Source organism: Comamonas sp. Tr-654 (genome assembly GCF_011752915.1).
In the GTDB taxonomy this organism is placed as follows: domain Bacteria; phylum Pseudomonadota; class Gammaproteobacteria; order Burkholderiales; family Burkholderiaceae_C; genus Comamonas.
This window is the reverse complement of sequence record NZ_VWWQ01000001.1, coordinates 1004903-1022072: the sequence shown is the minus strand read 5'-3', so window position 1 is coordinate 1022072 and position 17170 is coordinate 1004903. Positions and strand designations below refer to the sequence as shown.

The window sequence follows — 17170 nt, the reverse complement described above, 5'->3', positions numbered from 1 at the left end:
TTCAATAGCCTTCGACCAAAGGCATTTCCGTCCCATCAACCGCAATCATCACGCCCGTGGTGTGGTGGTCGATTTCAATTGAGACCCCTCACATTTCATCGGGCTTGGCAAAGGCGTTGACGATGTTGAACTGCCTTGGGGTAGGTGCTTGTAAGCACTTTCAAAAAGACCCGCAGCCAGATGACTGCGGGTCTTTGTGTGGTTTGCGTAGGCTCTTCGAGGGACTACGTACTGGTACTTACCACTGCACCTTCACACCAATAGAAGCCTGAACCCCGCTCTTGACCCGGCTGTCGCCACCGTTGGCCCACAGCTTGCCCAACTCACCATAGACACTGGTGCGTGGGTTGATCTGCAGGCTGGCGCCGGCGGCCATCTCAGTCGCGGTATAGCCACCCCTGGCCTTGATGTCGGTTGTGCCGCCGGGCGCTGCAAAGCTGGCGATATCGGTGGTGTTGCTGGCCTTGTAGACGTTGATACGGCCATAGGGCTGCAGAACGCCGGCACCGGTCGCAAAGTTGCCCTTGATGCGGGCACCCAGGCGTACGGTCCAGTCATCGTCGGCCTTGTTCTTGACCGTGGCCAGGCTCAGCGCCGTGTCATCAATGCTGAGCTTGCGGTAGATGATCTGAGCCTGGGGCTCGATCTGCCAGTTGGAGGTCACAGCAAAGGCCTTGCCCATTTCCAAAGATGCCAGCCAGCCGCTGCCCTTGGTGCGAGCCTGTGCCGTGTCGCCAGCGGTACGCAGGTCGCTGCGGTAGTCGGCGCCTTGCAGCACGGCATCGGCATACAGGCCCGACTGGTCCTGCCAGGTGCCGTAGACACCCAAGTAGCGGGTGCGCAGGTTGTTGAAGCCGACATATTTGCGCTCCACACCGCTGGCAAAGCCCTTGACGCTCATGTCGCCTTCGAGCTGGCCGACATAGATACCGGCCTTGACGCTCTGGTCTGCATACAGGTCCAGACCTGCCTGGAAGCCGGTCAGGTGACCGCTGCTCTCAGGGCTGACCGTGCCTTGCTGGGTGATCTTGGGATCGGTGCGCAGAATGCGGCCCCAGACACGGCGGCTGGCGCCAGAGTCGGAACTGGTGGTCGCTTGAGTGCCTTCATCACCCATGCGCTTGCGCAGATCGCCGAGCATGGCCATGTCGGCCTGGCGCAGCTGTACGGGCAGGGCCGACAGCAGCGGCACCTCAGTACGGTAGGCCGTGGCCGGCGTTGTGGGTGTCGTCGGCGTTGTAGGCGTGGTAGGAGTCGTTGGCGTGGTAGGTGTCGTATTGGTCGACTGCAGGGCAGCACCTTGGGCGGTCTGCGTGAGGCGGTACTCATAGGCACCAGCGTCCACATGGCCCCCTGCCAGCGTAAAGCTGTTGGCTTGCAGACTGCCCCCGTTCTCGGTGCCGATGACCTCGATGCCGTTGCCTGTGGTCTGTGCACCCAGGCCGCCGGCATTGGTGATGTGCACCGTGGTGTTGCCGCTGGCCACGGCTGTGGCGCCAGACAGCAGCAGCTTGTCGGTGGCACTGCCGTCCGCTCCCAGCACCGTGGACAGGCCCAGGTTGCCGTTGTTGCCTACATAGGCGCCGGTGACCTTGAGCACTGTGCCCGGTGCTGCCCCGCTGTTGCTGCTGAGTTTGACGGTGCCGCTGTTGTTCAGGCTGGCGAGGGTCTGGTTGTAGCCGGCCAGATCCAGCACGGCACCTGTGGCCACGGTGTGGGCCGAGGAACTGCTGAAGGTGTTGGCGGCTCCGGCCTGCAAGGTGCCTTGCGCCACATCGGTGGCACCGGTGTAGGTGTTGCCGATGCTGGTCAGTGTCAGCGTGCCGATGCCTTGCTTGGTCAGGAAACCAGCGCCTGTAATGGCACCGGCCCAGGTCGCATTGTTGATGCCGGTGTCGATGACGGGGTCGTTGGTGCCGGTCATGTGCAGGCTGTTGGCGATGGTCATGCCATTCGCGGTCAGGCCAATGGTGGTGCCATCGTCCATGGCCAGGGTGCCGTTGCCCAGACCCTGGGCATTGCCGAGGTTGATGCGACCCTGCTTGAGTTCCACATCACCGCTCAAAGTGCTTGCGCCATTGAGAGCCAGCGTGCCGGCACCTTGCTTGATCAGGTTGCCTGTCCCCTGGATCTGGCCGTCAAAGCGGGATACCGTGCCTGTTGCCGTATTGACCGTCAAGTCAGCGGTGCCAAGGGCCACATTGCCGGCGCCAGTCAAGCTGCTTGCTTGCAGTGCATGGTTATTCAAGTCAAGGGTGGCACCCGACTGCACCTGGTAGGAGGTGTTTTGTACCAGTGCTCCTGCCGAGCCTGCCTGCAGGGTACCTGCCGCCACCAGCGTACCGCCGGTGTAGGTGTTGGTGCCTGTGAGCGTTTCGGTGCCAGTGCCTTGTTTGACGAAGCTGCCAGTGCCTGTCATGGAGCCGCTAAAGGTTCCATCTGTCGCCCCGCCTGCAGTCAGCGTGTTCACGCCCAGTTTGACCGTGCCGTTACCGACCAAGGTGCCGAAGGTTTGGGTGCCGTTACCAGCCGACAGATCGAATATTGTGCCAGTTGCCAGGTTCACAATGCCATTGAGCGCCAGACTGGCTCCAGCACCCAGGGCAAGTGTTCCCGCATTGACATGCGTTCCGCCTGTGTAGGTATTGGTGCCGTTGAGGGTCAGCGTGCTGGAGCCGTTCTTGGTCAGGCTGCCGGTACCGGAGATATTTCCGGCAAGCGTCAGAGCATTGGATCCCGCGACGGTGAGGTCCGAGTTCAGTACCACCTGGTTGGAGGCGGTGACCGCTTGATTGGAGTCCAGCGTTGAGGTGCTGCTCACCGTCAAGGTACCAGAGCCAAGGGCCGAGTTGTGGCCGAGGATGGTGCTTCCGCCGGCAAGAATGGTTCCGCCGCTGTAGCTGTTGTTGCCATTCAGGGTCAAGCTCGATGCACCTGTCTTCACAAGGCCGCCGGTGCCGCTGACTGTGCCGCCGAGAGTCAAGGCGTTGGTGCCAAGGACATTCAAACTGCCGTTGAGAAGCACGTTGTTGGCGAGACTGACGGCTGTATTGCTATCCAGCGCAGAACCGCCGGCTGTGGTCAGCACGCCGGTACCGAGGGCCGTGTTGTTGCCGACGATGATCGTGCCGGCATTGAGAGTGGTTCCTCCGGTGTAGCCGTTGGCGCCGTTCAGTATCAGGAGGGCCGGACCGTTCTTGACCAGGCTGCCGGCGCCATTGATGGCGCCGTTCAGCGTCAGAACATTGCTGCCTGCCAGCTTGAGTACGCCCTGGTTATCGATGGCATTGCCCAGCGTGACGGCGCTGTTGCTGTCCAGCGTGGTGGTGTTGGTCGTGGTCAGGATGCCGGTGCCCAGTGCAGAGTCGTTGCCTACCACCAGCGTACCGCCATCCAGCTGGGTACCGCCGGTATAGCTGTTGGCTCCGTTGAGAACCAGGGTGCCGGTATCCAACTTGTTCAGTCGGCCACTGCCAGTCAGGGCGACATCGAGGGTCGCGGTGGCACCCGGATCGACACGCACCTTGGCTACGCCATCAGCGGTGTTGACCAGTTCCAGCTGGCCGGTTCCGCCGAGGGCGTAGCCGTCGGTCACGAACTGCATCCCGGTGATGGACTGCGTGCCGTCGACCGTGACGGTTCCCGGCGTGCCCTGGAACACTGCGAATTTGCCGTTCCATTTGCGGTTGCCAGTGCCGTCTTCCTTGGTCCAGTTGCTGGTCGCGCTAGACCAGGTGCCACTGCCGCCCTGGATCGTGCCGTCGCTGGAGGTGGCGCTGCCATCCCAGAACAGTACGTTGGCCGGACCGCCGACGACCAGGTTGACCTGGTTGCCGACTGAGGTTTGTACATCAAGGTCGGCTGCGTTGACGGAGCCAGGCAGGGAGCCGAGCACCAGACCATTGTTGGTGAGTAAGCCGGTGTAGTTGATCAGGCGATAGACACCCTCGCCGAAGCCACCAATATCGTTGACGTTCAGTGTGCCGCCAAGCACCAGGTTGCCGTTGACATTGAGCAAAGCGGTGCCGCTGGCGGACGGTGCACCCAGGCCGACATCCAGGATGGACGCGTTGTTCAGGGTGAGAGAGCCTACGCCGAGCTGGCTGCCGCTGGTCAGCGCCAGGTGAGCGCCGTCAGCCACATGGACTGCGCCGCTCAGGGTCCCACTACCGGTCAGTGTCGCTCCGCTGTTGACCTGCACTTGGCCGCTGGCCAGTGAGCCACTGACCTTCAGCGTGCCGGCGTTGACCTGGGTGGTGCCGCTCAGGGCATTGACCCCGGACAGCTCAAGGCTGCCGCTACCGGCCTTGATCAGGCCGCCCGCACCTGCCAGGCCGCCGCTGAAGACGGTGCTGGCGCCGTTGCCGCCGATGGTGAAGTTGCTACCGCTGCCCAGGGTGACCGCGCCTGCACCGGTCAGGCTGCCGACGCTGGTGCTGGCACCGAGGTTAAGCCCGGCGCCGGCGGCGACATTGACCCCGGCGTTGTTGCCCAGGGCGCTGCTGCCCAAGGTGGTGACGCTGCCGTCCAGGATATCCAGCGTACCGCTGAAGTTGTTGGCACCGCTCAGGGTCAGGTCGGAAGTACCGGTCTTGATCAGGTTGCCGTTGCCGTTGATGACGCCAGCGAGGTTGAAGTTGTCGCTGCCGCCCAGGGTCAGGTCGGCACCGAGGATGATGGCGTTGTTCAGGGTCAAGGCGGCGTTGGTGCGCAGCGTCGACGCGCCCGTGACGTTCAGTACGCCGGTACCCAGGGCATCGACCGTGCCGAGCACCAGTGTGCCGGCGTCGAGGATGGTGCCGCCGGTGTACAGGTTGGTGCCGTTGAGGGTCAGCGTGCCCGCCTCTTTCTTGATCAGGGCGCCATTGCCGTCGACGTAGCTGTTCAGGGTCAGGTCGGAACTGCCCTTCACGGTGAGGTTGGCACTATCCAGCGTTATCTCGTTGGCCAAGGCGAACGACGCCGTACTGCTCAAGCTGGCCGACCCGCCGACGACCAGCGCGCCCTTGATCGCGCTGGCATTGCCGAGGACCAGGCTGCCGCCATTGAGATAGGTGTCGCCACCGTAGGTGTTGACGCCGTTGAGCGTCAGGGTGCCCGCACCGTTCTTGAACAGGGAACCGGTGCCGCCGACGATGCCGTCGAGGGTCAGGTCGTGGTTGCCCAGCAGGAGCAGGTTGCCGATGACATTGAGGTTGTTGGCCAGGGTGACGGCGACGCTGCTGTCCAGCGCGGTGCCGTTGCGGGTGCTGAGGGTACCGCTGCCCAGCGCAGAGCCAGAGCCGACCACCAGGCTGCCAGCGCTGAGGGTGGTGCCGCCGCTGTAGGTGCTGACGCCACTCAGGGTCAGGGTACCGGTGCCGGTTTTGGTCAGGCTGCCCAGGCCGTCGATCGTGCCATCGAGGGTCAGGTTGCTGCTGCCGGCCAGGGTCAGGCCGGCGTTCAGGTGCACGGCGTTGTTCAGGGTCATTGCCGAGGTGGTGGCCAGGGTGGCGCCGCCGCCGACGGTCAGGTCGCCGGCACCGATCGCACCGGCGTTGTCCAGGGTCAGGGTACCGCCATTGAGGCTGGTGCCACCGCTGTAGGTGTTCACCCCGCTCAGGGTCAGGTTGGCGGCGCCGCCCTTGACCAGGCTGCCGGTGCCATCGATGACGCCTTGCAGCGTCATGTTGGACAACCCGCCCACCGTCATCGCGCCATTGAGGGTGATGGCGTTGGCGATGGTCACGGCGGAGGACGCGTCGATCGTGCCCGCGTTGACGATCAGGCTGCCCTGGCTCAGGGCCCCGGCATTGCCGAGGTACAGGGTACCGGCGTTGAGAATGGTGTTGCCCACGAAGGTGTTGGCAGCGGCCAGCTGGAGGATTCTGCTGCCATTCTTGATCAGGTCGCCGGTGCCACTGACCACGCCACTCAGGCTCAGGTTGTCGGGGCCGTTGAGGGTCAGGTCGCCGTTGAGGCTGACCAGGTTGTTGAGCGTGACGCCCGTGCCCGTCGCGCCCAGCGTGGTACCGGCGGCGGTGGTCAGGGTTCCGCTACCCAGGGCGCCATTGTTGCCGACCAGCAGGGTACCCGCGTTGAGCGCGACACCGCCCTGGTAGCTGCTGTTGCCGGCGAGGGTCAGGGTGGCGCTGCCGTTCTTGGTGAAGCCCCCGGTACCGTTGATCCCGCCGTTGAGGGTCAGGTCGTTGCTGCCGGCGACGGTGACGTTGCCGTTGAGCGTCATGACGTTGTTGAGGGTGCGTGACCCGCTGCTGTCCAGGCTGGTGCCGGCAGCCGCAGTGAGCCTGCCGCTGCCGAGGGCATTGTCACCGCCGATGATCAGCTTGCCGGACTGCAGGTTGACGCCGCCGGCGAAGGTGCTGCCGCCGCTCAGGGTCAGGTCGGCGGTACCCTGCTTGACCAGGCCGCCGGTGCTGCCGGTGATGTTGCCACTCAGGGTCAGGGCGTTGTTGCCGGCCAGGGTCAGGGTACGCGTGCCGAGGACGATGTTGTTGTTCAGGGCGACTGCGGCGCTGGAATCCAGCGTGGTGTTGGCAACGTTGGCCGTCAGGCTGCCCGTGCCCAGTGCCGTATTGCTGCCGACGACCAGGGTGCCGCCCTGCAGGAAGACGCCGCCGGTGAAGGTGCTGGCGCCGCTCAAGGTCAAGGTGTTGCTGCCGGCCTTGGTCAGGCTGCCGCCACCGATGATCACGCCGCCGAGGGTCAGGTTGTTGCTGCCGGTCAGGGTCAGCGAGCCGTTGACCAGGTTGACGTTGTTGCCCAGGGTCTGCGCACTGGTGGTGTCGAGGGAGGAGTTCGCCGACACGCTCAGGGTGCCGCTGCCGATCGCGCTGGTGCTGTCGAGGATCAGCTTGCCGGCGCCGATGTTGACACCACCGGTGAAGTCATTGGTGCCGCTGAGGATGACATCACCGCTGCCGTTCTTGTTCAGTGCGCCGCTGCCGGTGATGTTGCTGGCCAGGGTCAGGGTGTTCGGCGTGACGTTGGTCAGGCCCAGCGTGGTGCTCAGGGTGATGGCGTTGCTCAGGGTCATCGTCGAGCTGGCCAGCAGGTTGGACGTGCCGGTTACCGACAGTCCGCCGCTGCCCAGCGCCCCGGCGTTGGCCAGGGACAGCGTGCCGCCGCTGAGGACGGTGCCGCCGCTGTAGTCGTTGCTCGCGTTGTTCAGCACCAGGGTACTGGCGCCGCTCTTGCGCAACACACCACTGCCGCTGATCTTGCCGCTGAGGGCCAGCTGGCTGCTGCCACTGACGGTCAGGCCACCGGGGTTTACGGTGACGGTGTTGGCCAGGTCCAGCGACGGATTCAACGAGCGCAGTTCGCCTCCGTCGGCGATGACGGTGGCAGTGCCGAAGACCTGGGAGTCGTTGACGCTGGCGATACCGCCGGTGAGCTGGACGGTGGGCGAGGCGAGGCCGCCGAGCAGAGGCCCGAGGATGGTCCAGGTACCGCTGAAGACCCTCAGGTTGGGGAAGTTGATGAAGTTCGCCGAGGAGACGCTGCCAGAGCCCGCCGCACCAGTGCCGGCCGTGGTGATGTCGTTCTGCAGGACCAGGGTGTTGCTGCCACCAAGACCGCCATCGACGATGCCTGCGGCGGCAAAGACGAGACCGGCATTGCCCGCCACGGTCCTTTCGGTCGCAACGCCCGAGCCGCTCTGGACCACCGAGCCGGTCACTGCCTTGAAGGTGTTCCCAGTCGTACCACCAGCGCCCAGGTTCAGGCTGCCGGTGAGCGTGCCGGCGTTGATGAAGGTGTTGCCCTGCGCCGATCCCTGGAAAGCGATCCGACCGGTGATCAAGGCACCGGAGTTGTTGGTGAAGTTGACCTTCGGACCGGAACCCGCCGTGAGGAGGTTCGCGCGGTAGGTCGCCATGAGAGGGATATCGGCCGCGGCCACGCCGGAGTAGGCAACCAGCGGCGCGGCATCGAGGACACCGTTGTTGGTGAAGTTTACGGTGCCGTTGCTACCGTTCTTCACTTCGAAGGCCAGGCCGGTCAGGTCTGGCATCGCGCCCACCTGCGAATCGCCGATGGCCCGGACGGCGCCGTTGTTGGTGATCGTCACCGTGCTGTTGTTGGAGTTGCCCAGGACCACAGCGGAACTGAGGTCAGCCAGCGACGCCAGTTGCGTCGGGCCGATGATGCCGTTGTTGGTGAACGTTAGGTTGTTGCCGCCCAGGGCGATGTCGGCAGCGGTCGCCGAGTACATCCAAGCACTGGCGTCGACGTTGACCACCAGGTTGTTGGCGTTGGTGGCGTAGGTCGACAGGATCGTCCCGCTACAGGTGACGTTCAACCCGACGGACATACAGGCAGCATGCGCACTCGACGCTCCTCCTGCCAGCCCCCAAGCCAGCGCCACCGCTGTTGCCATGCCATGCCAGCGAAGCTTCGGTGTAGATTGAGAGGGTGGGCATGCAGAGCCCACTGTTTCTGTACCTGCATTGCCGCCAGTGCGGGCTGTTTCAGGTGCTGCTACCCATGCCCCCAGTGCTTGATTCCAAATGGAGCGGTATATCTTGTTCATTGTTACTGTCGGTTGGACATGGGGCAACTCCTTATTGATGCCCTCTGCCTGGGTCTGTTTGGGACACAGACTTTAATGTCAGTAACAAATTTTGACAATCATTGAATTTGGTGATTTGACTCCCTTGTCGATGGATTGCATCGGCCAGAAGTTCGCGGCTGAATGTTTGGCTTGCTATGTCCAAGTCTTGACGCACAGGCACGTCAGCAATTGATTCTGTTGCTTGGCAAGCACATCGCATTCAGCGATCAGTGTGCTGCCGACTGAGATGCTCATGAAAAGGCCGAGGAGGGTGGCTGCGAGCATCGCTGCACTTTAGATGCAGGCAAAAAAAAATGGGTAGAAACCGTTTCAGGTTTTCTACCCACTTTTTACCCACTTCATGTGGGGAATGGCTTATTTACTAGCAATTCTGGTGCCGGAGACATGAATCGAACACGCGACCTTCTCATTACGAATGAGCTGCTCTACCGACTGAGCTACACCGGCGTCAAGCTATAGATTATAGCGCTTTTTCATCGGCTTCGAGGTGGTAGCCGGTCACGCGCTCCACTTCGTTCTTGGAGCCGAGGACGACGCTCACACGCTCGTGCAGTTGCGTGGGCTGGATATCCAGAATACGCTGGCGGCCGTTGGTGGCCATGCCACCAGCCTGTTCGACCAGCCAGCTCATGGGGTTGGCTTCGTACATCAGGCGCAGCTTGCCGGCCTTTTGCGGTTCGCGCTTGTCCCAGGGGTACATGAAGATGCCACCGCGGCACAGGATGCGGTGCACGTCGGCCACCATGGCCGCCACCCAGCGCATATTGAAGTTCTTACCGCGTGGGCCGTCGACGCCTGCCAGGCATTCGTCCACATAGCGCTTCACGGGGGCGTCCCAGTGGCGCATATTGGACATGTTGATGGCGAATTCCTTGGTGTCTTCGGGGATCTTGACGTTTTCCTCGATGAGCACGAACGAGCCTTGCTCGCGGTCCAGCGTGAACATGGACACGCCGTCGCCCACGGTCAGCACCAGGGTGGTCTGGGGGCCGTAGATGCAGTAGCCGGCCGCCACTTGCTGGGTGCCGGGCTGCATGAAGTCGCTGTCGTGCACGCCAGGGTGGCCTTCGGGCTTCTTGAGCACGCTGAAGATGGTGCCGATGGACATGTTGATGTCGATGTTGGACGAGCCGTCCAGGGGGTCGAACATCAGCAGGTACTCGCCCTGGGGATAGCGGTTGGGCACCACATAGATGCCTTCCATTTCTTCCGAAGCCATGGCCGCCAGGTGGCCGCCCCATTCATTGGCTTCGATCAGGGTTTCGTTGGCGATGATGTCCAGCTTTTTCTGCACTTCACCCTGCACATTTTCGCTGCCGGCCGTGCCCATGACGTCGCCGAGCTCACCCTTGTTCACGGCAAAGCTGATGCGCTTGCAGGCGCGGGCCACCACTTCCAGCAGCAGACGCAGCTGGCCAGGGATGAGTCCGTCCACGCGTTGCTGCTCGACCAGATAGCGGGTCAGGCTGATGTTTTTTTTCATGTTTCAACTCCTTGAAATTCGATGCAAATCTGAAATGGACTGAGGGCAGGGGGCCCGATCACTTGCCTGGCCGCCCCGCATTGCGCTGCTCCAGCTCCGCCAGCAGCTCCCTGGCGCGGGTTTGCTGCTGGCCGTCTTTCTGGTTCAGCGCGTATTGTTCATAGCGGGCCAGCCATTGGCGGGCCTGCGGTTCCTGCTTTTGTTCATGGGCAAGTACCATGAGCTGGAAATAGCTGTCGTAGACGGTGGCATGGTCTTGTGCTGTTTGCGCAATTTGCAGACGCTCCTGAAGATAGGCACCAACCTGCTTCAGGTCGCCTAGCTCATAGCAATTTTGCGCAATATTGGTGAGCACACCACGTATCTGCTGCAGCTTGCCCATGTCGTTGAGACGTTCGCGCGCCACGGGCAGCAGTCGCTCATTGGCCTGCCTGGCTTCGCGGAATCGCCCCAGCTCATGCAGCAGATAGCCTTCGTCCTCATAGATGCCGAGAATCTGCATCTGACTCGGAAAATTCAGAGCCCGCGCAGGCTTCACGCTTTCATCCCAGCGCATCTCGGCGGGCAGGACGGCAATCTGCTGCAGCGGGTATTGAGCCTGAAGGGCCTTGACCTGCTTGAGCGCTGCCGCGTGCTGTTCGGCATCCGCCAGCCAGCGGATGCCGGAATAGCGCAGGAAGAACTGTGCATAGGACAGCTCAGGGTCTGTCTGGGGGCCGGGTAAAGCGGCCAGCGCTGTGCTGGCTGCCTTGGCCGCCTCCTTGGGCATGTTGTGGCGCGCATAGACGCTGGCCTGTGTGTAATAGAGCCGGAAGGCGTCGCGAGCAACGACTCCGGGCTTTTTCAACAACGGCTCCAGTGCCTGCAGATCGGCACTCATGGCGTGTCCGCTGAAGCTGCCGCCTTCGCTGAAGACGGTCGCATACAAGGGCGCGAAACGGGCTTCGAATCCCGCATCAGGCTTTGCAGCCTGAGCGCCCAGCGACATGCTCGCCGCAGCGACGGCAAGGGCCTGTAAGCCCCGGGCCGCGCGTCGAGCAAGCATGTGCAGGTCCATCAGTCCGCCAAGGCGCGGGTGATGACCTCGCGCACATCGTTGGACAGATCGGGCTTGGCTGCCACGCGGGCAATGGCCTCGCGGGCGGCAGAGCGGTAAGGCTCGGCCAGCTTTTTCCAGCGATCCATCACACGGGCCAGGCGGGACGCCACCTGGGGGTTGATGCCGTCGATCTCGATCACGCGATCGGCCCAGAACACATAGCCCGCAGCATCGGCGCGGTGGAAGGCGCCGGCATTGTTGCAGTAGCTGAAGATCAGGCTGCGTGCGCGGTTGGGGTTTTTGATCTGGAAGTCGGCATGCTTCATCAGCGCCTTGACGGCCGGAAGCACATCGCCGCCGCGGTCGCTGGCTGCGCCCTGCAGTGCAAACCATTTGTCCAGCACCAGCGCATCCTGCTTGAACAGGGCGTGGAAGCGCTGCAGCGCCTGCTCGGCCAGGGGGCTGGCGCTGTAGACCAGGGCGGAGAGGGCCGCCATGCGGTCCGTCATGTTGCCAGCGTCCTTGCAGCGCTGGTAGGCCTTGCCGGGCCAGACCGTGTCGCCAGTCCGGGCGGCCTGCAGGCACAGCATGGACAGGGCGCGGCCTGCCAGTGCACGGCGGCCGGCGCTGACATGGTCGGGGCGGTAGGCGCCGGTGTCGCGGTTGGCCTCCCAAGCCGCTTCCCATTCGGGCTGCAGGGCACTCGCCAGCTGCAAGATCATGGCTTCGCGCACGGCATGCACACGCTGCGGATCGACCTCGGCCAGTTGCTCGGCGATATAGCTCTCGGACGGCAGCGTGAGCACCAGGTCCTTGAAGGCAGCATCCAGCTTGTCGTCACGCAGCACGCGGCGCATGGCTTCGATGAAGTCTGCCGGCAGGATCTCGGCGTTGGCGTCGCCGCTGGCTGCGATCGCCTTGAGGGCATAGCGCAGGCCTAGGCGCTGGCTGGCTTCCCATTGATTGAACGGGTCGCTGTCATGGGCCAGCAGGGTCAGCAGATCGGCATCGCTGAATTCATGCTCCAGCACCACGGGGGCACTGAAGCTGCGCAGCAGTGAGGGCACAGGAGCTTCGCTCACATTGCTGAAGACAAAGCGCTGTTCGGCTTCGGTCAGCACCAGCATGCGGCTGGCGACTGCCTGGGCGGCATCCTCGCCTTGCAATTGCAGGGCAATGGGCTGGCCGCTGGCCGTGAGCAGACCCATTTGCACGGGAATGACGAAAGGCAGTTTCTCGGCCTGACCCACGGTGGGCGCACAGCTTTGCGACAGCGTCAGCGTATAGGTCCGGGCGTCGGCATCGTACTGGCCCACGGCCTTGAGCACGGGCGTGCCGGCCTGGCTGTACCAGCGGCGGAACTGCTGCAGATGCTGAGCCAGGGGAGAGTCGGGGTTGGCGTCGGCAATGGCCTGCGAGAAGTCGTCGCAGGTCACGGCTTGGCCGTCATGGCGCTCGAAGTACAGCTTCATGCCCTTGGCAAAGCCTTCGCGGCCGACCAGGTTGTGCTGCATGCGCACGACTTCCGCGCCTTTTTCGTAGATCGTGACCGTGTAGAAGTTATTGATCTCGATATAGCTGTCTGGACGCACGGGGTGGGCCATGGGGCCGGCGTCCTCGGGGAACTGCACGGTGCGCAGCACTCGCACGTCGTCGATGCGCTTGACGGCACGGGCCGAAGCCGTGCCCGCCATGTCCATGCTGAACTCCTGATCGCGGAACACCGTCAGGCCTTCCTTGAGGCTCAGCTGGAACCAGTCGCGGCAGGTGACGCGGTCACCGGTCCAGTTATGGAAGTATTCGTGTCCGACGACGGATTCGATATTGGCGTAATCGGTGTCGGTGGCCGTGGCCTGGCTTGCCAGAACATACTTGGTGTTGAAGATGTTCAGACCCTTGTTCTCCATGGCGCCCATGTTGAAGTCGCTGGTGGCGACGATCATGAAGCGGTCCAGATCCAGGCTCAGGCCAAAGCGGGCCTCGTCCCATGCAACGGAGTGCATGAGGGAGTTCATGGCGTGCTCGGTCTTTTCCAGGTCGCCAGGGCGCACATAGACCTGCAGCAGGTGATCGCGGCCGGCACGGCTCTTGATCTTCTGCTCGCGGGCTACCAGATTGCCGGCCACCAGTGCAAACAGATAGCTGGGCTTCTTGTGCGGATCGACCCACTTGGCAAAGTGGCGGCCGTCGTCCAGGTCGCCGGACTCCACCAGATTGCCGTTGGACAGCAACACCGGGTACTGGACCTTGCTCGCGCGCAGCGTGACGGTGTACATCGCCATCACGTCGGGGCGGTCCAGGAAGTAGGTGATGCGGCGGAAACCTTCTGCCTCGCACTGCGTGAAGAACGTGTCCTCGCTCACATACAAGCCCATGAGCTTGGTGTTCTTGATGGGGGCGCAGGTGGTGAAGATCTCCAGCTCCACGGGCTCGTTGCCCTCGGGCAGGTTCTCCAGCACCAACTGGTCGCCATCCATCTTGAAGGAGGTACCACCACCGTTGACCATCACCCGCGCCAGATTCAGCTCGTCGCCGTCCAGGCGCAGCGCCTGTGCCGGCACCTCGGGGTTGCGGCGCACGCGCATCTTGCTGAGCACGCGCGTCTTGGCCGGGTCCAGGTCAAAAGTCAGGTCCACCGTGTCGATCCACCAGGCCGGGGCCTCGTAGTCGGCACGATAAATCGCGGTGGCCGGGGCTTGCCCGTCACGCAGTTGCAGCATATCGATTCCTTTCTAGGATCAGAGGCCTTGCTTGAGCGAGGCTTCGATAAACACGTCCAGATCGCCGTCCAGCACCTTCTGGGTGGCCGAGACTTCGACGTTGGTGCGCAAGTCCTTGATGCGGCTGTTGTCCAGCACATAGGAGCGGATCTGGTGACCCCAGCCCACATCGGTCTTGGTGTCCTCGAGCTTTTGCTGCTCTTCCATGCGCTTGCGCATCTCGAAGTCGTACAGCCTGGAGCGCAGGCGCTGCCATGCCACGTCACGGTTGCTGTGCTGTGAGCGGCCGTCCTGGCACTGCACCACGATGCCCGTGGGAATGTGGGTCAGGCGCACGGCCGAGTCGGTCTTGTTGATGTGCTGACCGCCGGCGCCCGAGGCGCGGTAGGTGTCGGTGCGCACATCCGACGGATTGATGTTGATCTCGATGGAGTCATCAATCTCGGGATAGACGAACAGCGAGGAGAAGCTGGTGTGACGGCCGCCCGAGCTGTCGAAGGGCGACTTGCGCACCAGGCGGTGCACGCCGGTTTCGGTGCGCAGCAGGCCGTAGGCATACTCGCCTTCGACCTTGATGGTGGCGCTCTTGATGCCGGCCACATCGCCCGGAGTCTCTTCTTCGACCGTGGCCTTGAAGCCCTTGCGTTCGGCGTACTTCAGGTACTGGCGCAGCAGCATGCTGGCCCAGTCGCAGGCTTCGGTGCCGCCAGCGCCGGCCTGGATGTCGATGAAGCAGTTGAGCGGGTCGGCTTCGCCGCCGAACATGCGGCGGAACTCGAGCTCCTCGATCAGCGGCTTGAGCTTGGCGGTTTCGGCTTCGATGGTTTCGAGGCCGGCATCATCGCCTTCTTCCTTGCTCATCTCGAACAGCTCGACGTTGTCGGCCAGCTCGGTGGTGAGCTTCTGCAGCGTCAGCACGACGGAGTCGAGCGACTTCTTTTCCTTGCCCAGCTCCTGCGCCTTCTTGGGGTCGTTCCAGACGGCCGGGTCTTCCAGCGAGGCGTTTACCGTGCGCAGACGTTCGTACTTGGCATCGTAGTCAAAGATACCTCCGGAGATCTGCCGTGCGCTCGGACAGATCTTGGAGGGTGTTGCCGATAGAGTTGACGCGTTCTGCTTCCATGGTGAATCCGTTGTTCTTGCTGATAAATAACGAGTGATTTTCTCATGCCAAACGGCTGTGGGGATGCAATGGCCTTTGACAGGGCTTTTGCGTGCGTCATCGGGGTGTCTTTTTGATCCCAGCTATGTCCCTGATACCCCCATCGGTTTTATTCATGGATGCCGTTACTCGAGGTAACAAATACTGCATAGAATTCGCAGGCGCGCGCAGTGTGCACGCGCTTTTCGGACCGTTCTTCCTATTTCCCATCTCGCAGGTGCCAGACCTTCCAGGTCGCCCAGGCCCCCCATCCCCCATGAACTTCTTTCGCAACCTCAAGCTGGCCAACAAGCTGCTGGTGTCTTTTGTGCTGATCCTGCTGATCAGCGCGGTATCGGGTCTGTACGGCCTGGTACAGATGGAGCGTGTCAATGCCACGGCCACCGATCTGGCACGCCAGTGGCTGCCGGCGGCCCGCAATCTGCAGGACATGCGCTATCAGCTGCAGCGCTATCGCTCGCAGACCATGCAGCATGTGATGGCGCAGTCGTCCGAGGAAATGGCGGTCTATGACAAGAGCATGCCCAAGCTCTGGGACGAACTGGTCCAGAACCAGCAGTCCTATGCCAAGTATGTGAAGACCGACAAGGAGCGGGCACTGCTGGCCGAAATCGGCGAGGATCTCAAGGCCTATGCCGTGCAGACGGCCAAGGTGGTGGATCTGTCGCACCAGCTGCTCAACGATGACGCCAGCGAGATTCTGCGCGGTGATTCGCTCAAGATCAGCCGCGGCATCAACACCCGTCTGGATGCGCTGAGCGAGATCAACTACCAGGCCACCGAGGAAACCAACCAGGCCGGCGACGACCTGTATGCCGCTGCCCGCTGGTGGGTGATGGCGCTGCTGCTGGGCTCCATCGTCATCGGCGTGGCGCTGGCGGTGCTGATCGCGCGCTCCATCTCGCGTCCGCTGCAGTCGGCCGTGCAACTGGCGCAGTCCGTGGCCGCAGGCGATCTGAGCGCCAGCATCACCGTGCAAAGCCGCGATGAAGTGGGCCAGCTGCTGCAGGCGCTCAAGGACATGAACAACAGTCTGCAGCGCATCGTGGGCCAGGTGCGCCAGGGCACGGACTCGATCGCCTCGGCCAGCAGCCAGATTGCCAGCGGTAACCAGGATCTGTCCTCGCGCACCGAAGAGCAGGCCAGCTCGCTGGAGCAGACGGCGGCCTCGATGGAAGAGCTGACCGCCACCGTGCAGCAAAATGCCGGCAATGCCCAGCAGGCCAACCAGATGGCCTCTGCCGCATCGCAGGTGGCCGTGCGCGGCGGTGCCACGGTGGCCCAGGTCGTGCAGACCATGTCGGCCATCAATGAGTCCTCGCGCAAGATCGTGGACATCATCGGCGTGATCGACTCCATCGCCTTCCAGACCAATATTCTGGCGCTGAACGCAGCGGTGGAAGCGGCCCGTGCAGGCGACCAGGGCCGCGGCTTTGCCGTGGTGGCCTCCGAAGTGCGTACCCTGGCCCAGCGCTCGGCCGAGGCGGCCAAGCAGATCAAGCAGCTGATCGACGACTCGGTGAGCAAGGTGCAGGAAGGCAGCACCCAGGTCGACGAGGCCGGCAGGACCATGGACGAGATCGTGATGAGTGTGCGCCGTGTCACCGACATCATGGGCGAGATCTCGGTGGCCAGCCATCAGCAGACCTCGGGCATCGAGCAGGTCACCCAGGCCGTGACGCAGATGGATCAGATGACCCAGCAGAACGCCGCCCTGGTGGAGGAGGCTGCGGCCGCGACTGACGCACTGCGTGGTCAGGCCGCCGCGCTGGCGGATACGGTGAGTTTCTTCAAGCTCGGCGCCCAGTCCGGCCAGCAAGCCGCACCGGCTCTGGCTCCAGCGACGTTCAAGCCCGCGCCTGCCAGGGCTGCGATCAAGGCTCCGGCCCCGCTCAAGGCCTCGTCGGCTGCGCTCAAGCGCCCCGTGATGTCGGCGGCGAGCAAGCCGCCGGTTCTGAGCCCCGCGAAAAGCGCAGCAGCGCCCCAGCCGCAAAAGGCCGCGACGGCAGACGATGGAGAGTGGGAGAGCTTCTAAGCCCGGTACGGGCGTGCGGTGCCGGGCTCGGTGCCGCTAGCTAGGATGCTATTGGTTCAGAAGCTTGTGCTATATGGATTCATTGAATTTCAAGATGTTTTGTATCTGAAATCGTTTGATATAAGGCGGTGTAAGCTTCATTGTTGATAGCGGATA

The 17170-nt window shown here is 62.9% G+C and carries 6 protein-coding genes, 1 tRNA gene and 1 pseudogene; 1 reads left to right on the top strand and 7 read right to left on the bottom strand.

Translation table 11 applies throughout. The features are described from left to right. Nucleotides 1-238: 238 nt before the first annotated feature. The 7 genes and pseudogenes from F3J24_RS04595 to prfB all read right to left on the bottom strand — a co-directional run bounded on the left by F3J24_RS04595 (nucleotide 239) and on the right by prfB (nucleotide 14940). The gene (locus tag F3J24_RS04595; RefSeq protein ID WP_240154238.1) at nucleotides 239-8314 is read right to left on the bottom strand and encodes an autotransporter-associated beta strand repeat-containing protein; all 8076 of its coding nucleotides are present in this window, start codon (nucleotides 8312-8314) and stop codon (nucleotides 239-241) included. A 99-nt stretch (nucleotides 8315-8413) separates the two neighbouring features. Next, nucleotides 8414-8533: pseudogene (locus tag F3J24_RS25115) on the bottom strand (ESPR domain-containing protein); the annotation flags it as partial. A gap of 413 nt (nucleotides 8534-8946) precedes the next feature. Continuing rightward, nucleotides 8947-9022 (bottom strand) — tRNA-Thr (locus F3J24_RS04590). A 13-nt stretch (nucleotides 9023-9035) separates the two neighbouring features. Further along, on the bottom strand, nucleotides 9036-10058 hold the full coding sequence (locus F3J24_RS04585; RefSeq protein ID WP_167003085.1) for a class 1 fructose-bisphosphatase: 1023 nt from the start codon (nucleotides 10056-10058) through the stop codon (nucleotides 9036-9038). 58 nt (nucleotides 10059-10116) lie between these two features. Next, nucleotides 10117-11103: a hypothetical protein gene (locus tag F3J24_RS04580; protein WP_240154237.1), complete on the bottom strand. Its 987-nt coding sequence runs from the start codon at nucleotides 11101-11103 to the stop codon at nucleotides 10117-10119. 11 nt (nucleotides 11104-11114) lie between these two features. Further along, nucleotides 11115-13817 (bottom strand): aminopeptidase N, encoded by a 2703-nt coding sequence (gene pepN / locus F3J24_RS04575; protein ID WP_167003081.1) that lies wholly within the window; start codon nucleotides 13815-13817, stop codon nucleotides 11115-11117. An 18-nt stretch (nucleotides 13818-13835) separates the two neighbouring features. Beyond that, nucleotides 13836-14940, bottom strand: a protein-coding gene (gene prfB, locus F3J24_RS04570; protein WP_155293381.1) for a peptide chain release factor 2 whose coding sequence is annotated in 2 segments (ribosomal slippage) — nucleotides 13836-14858 and nucleotides 14860-14940 — 1104 coding nt in all. Because the reading frame shifts where the segments join, the coding sequence is not laid out codon by codon here. Between the two features lie 295 nt (nucleotides 14941-15235). On the opposite strand from prfB, the gene F3J24_RS04565 reads away from it, so the two are divergent. Further along, entirely contained in the window at nucleotides 15236-17014 is a 1779-nt protein-coding gene (locus tag F3J24_RS04565) for a methyl-accepting chemotaxis protein (protein WP_167003079.1), read from the top strand. Nucleotides 17015-17170: the final 156 nt, after the last annotated feature.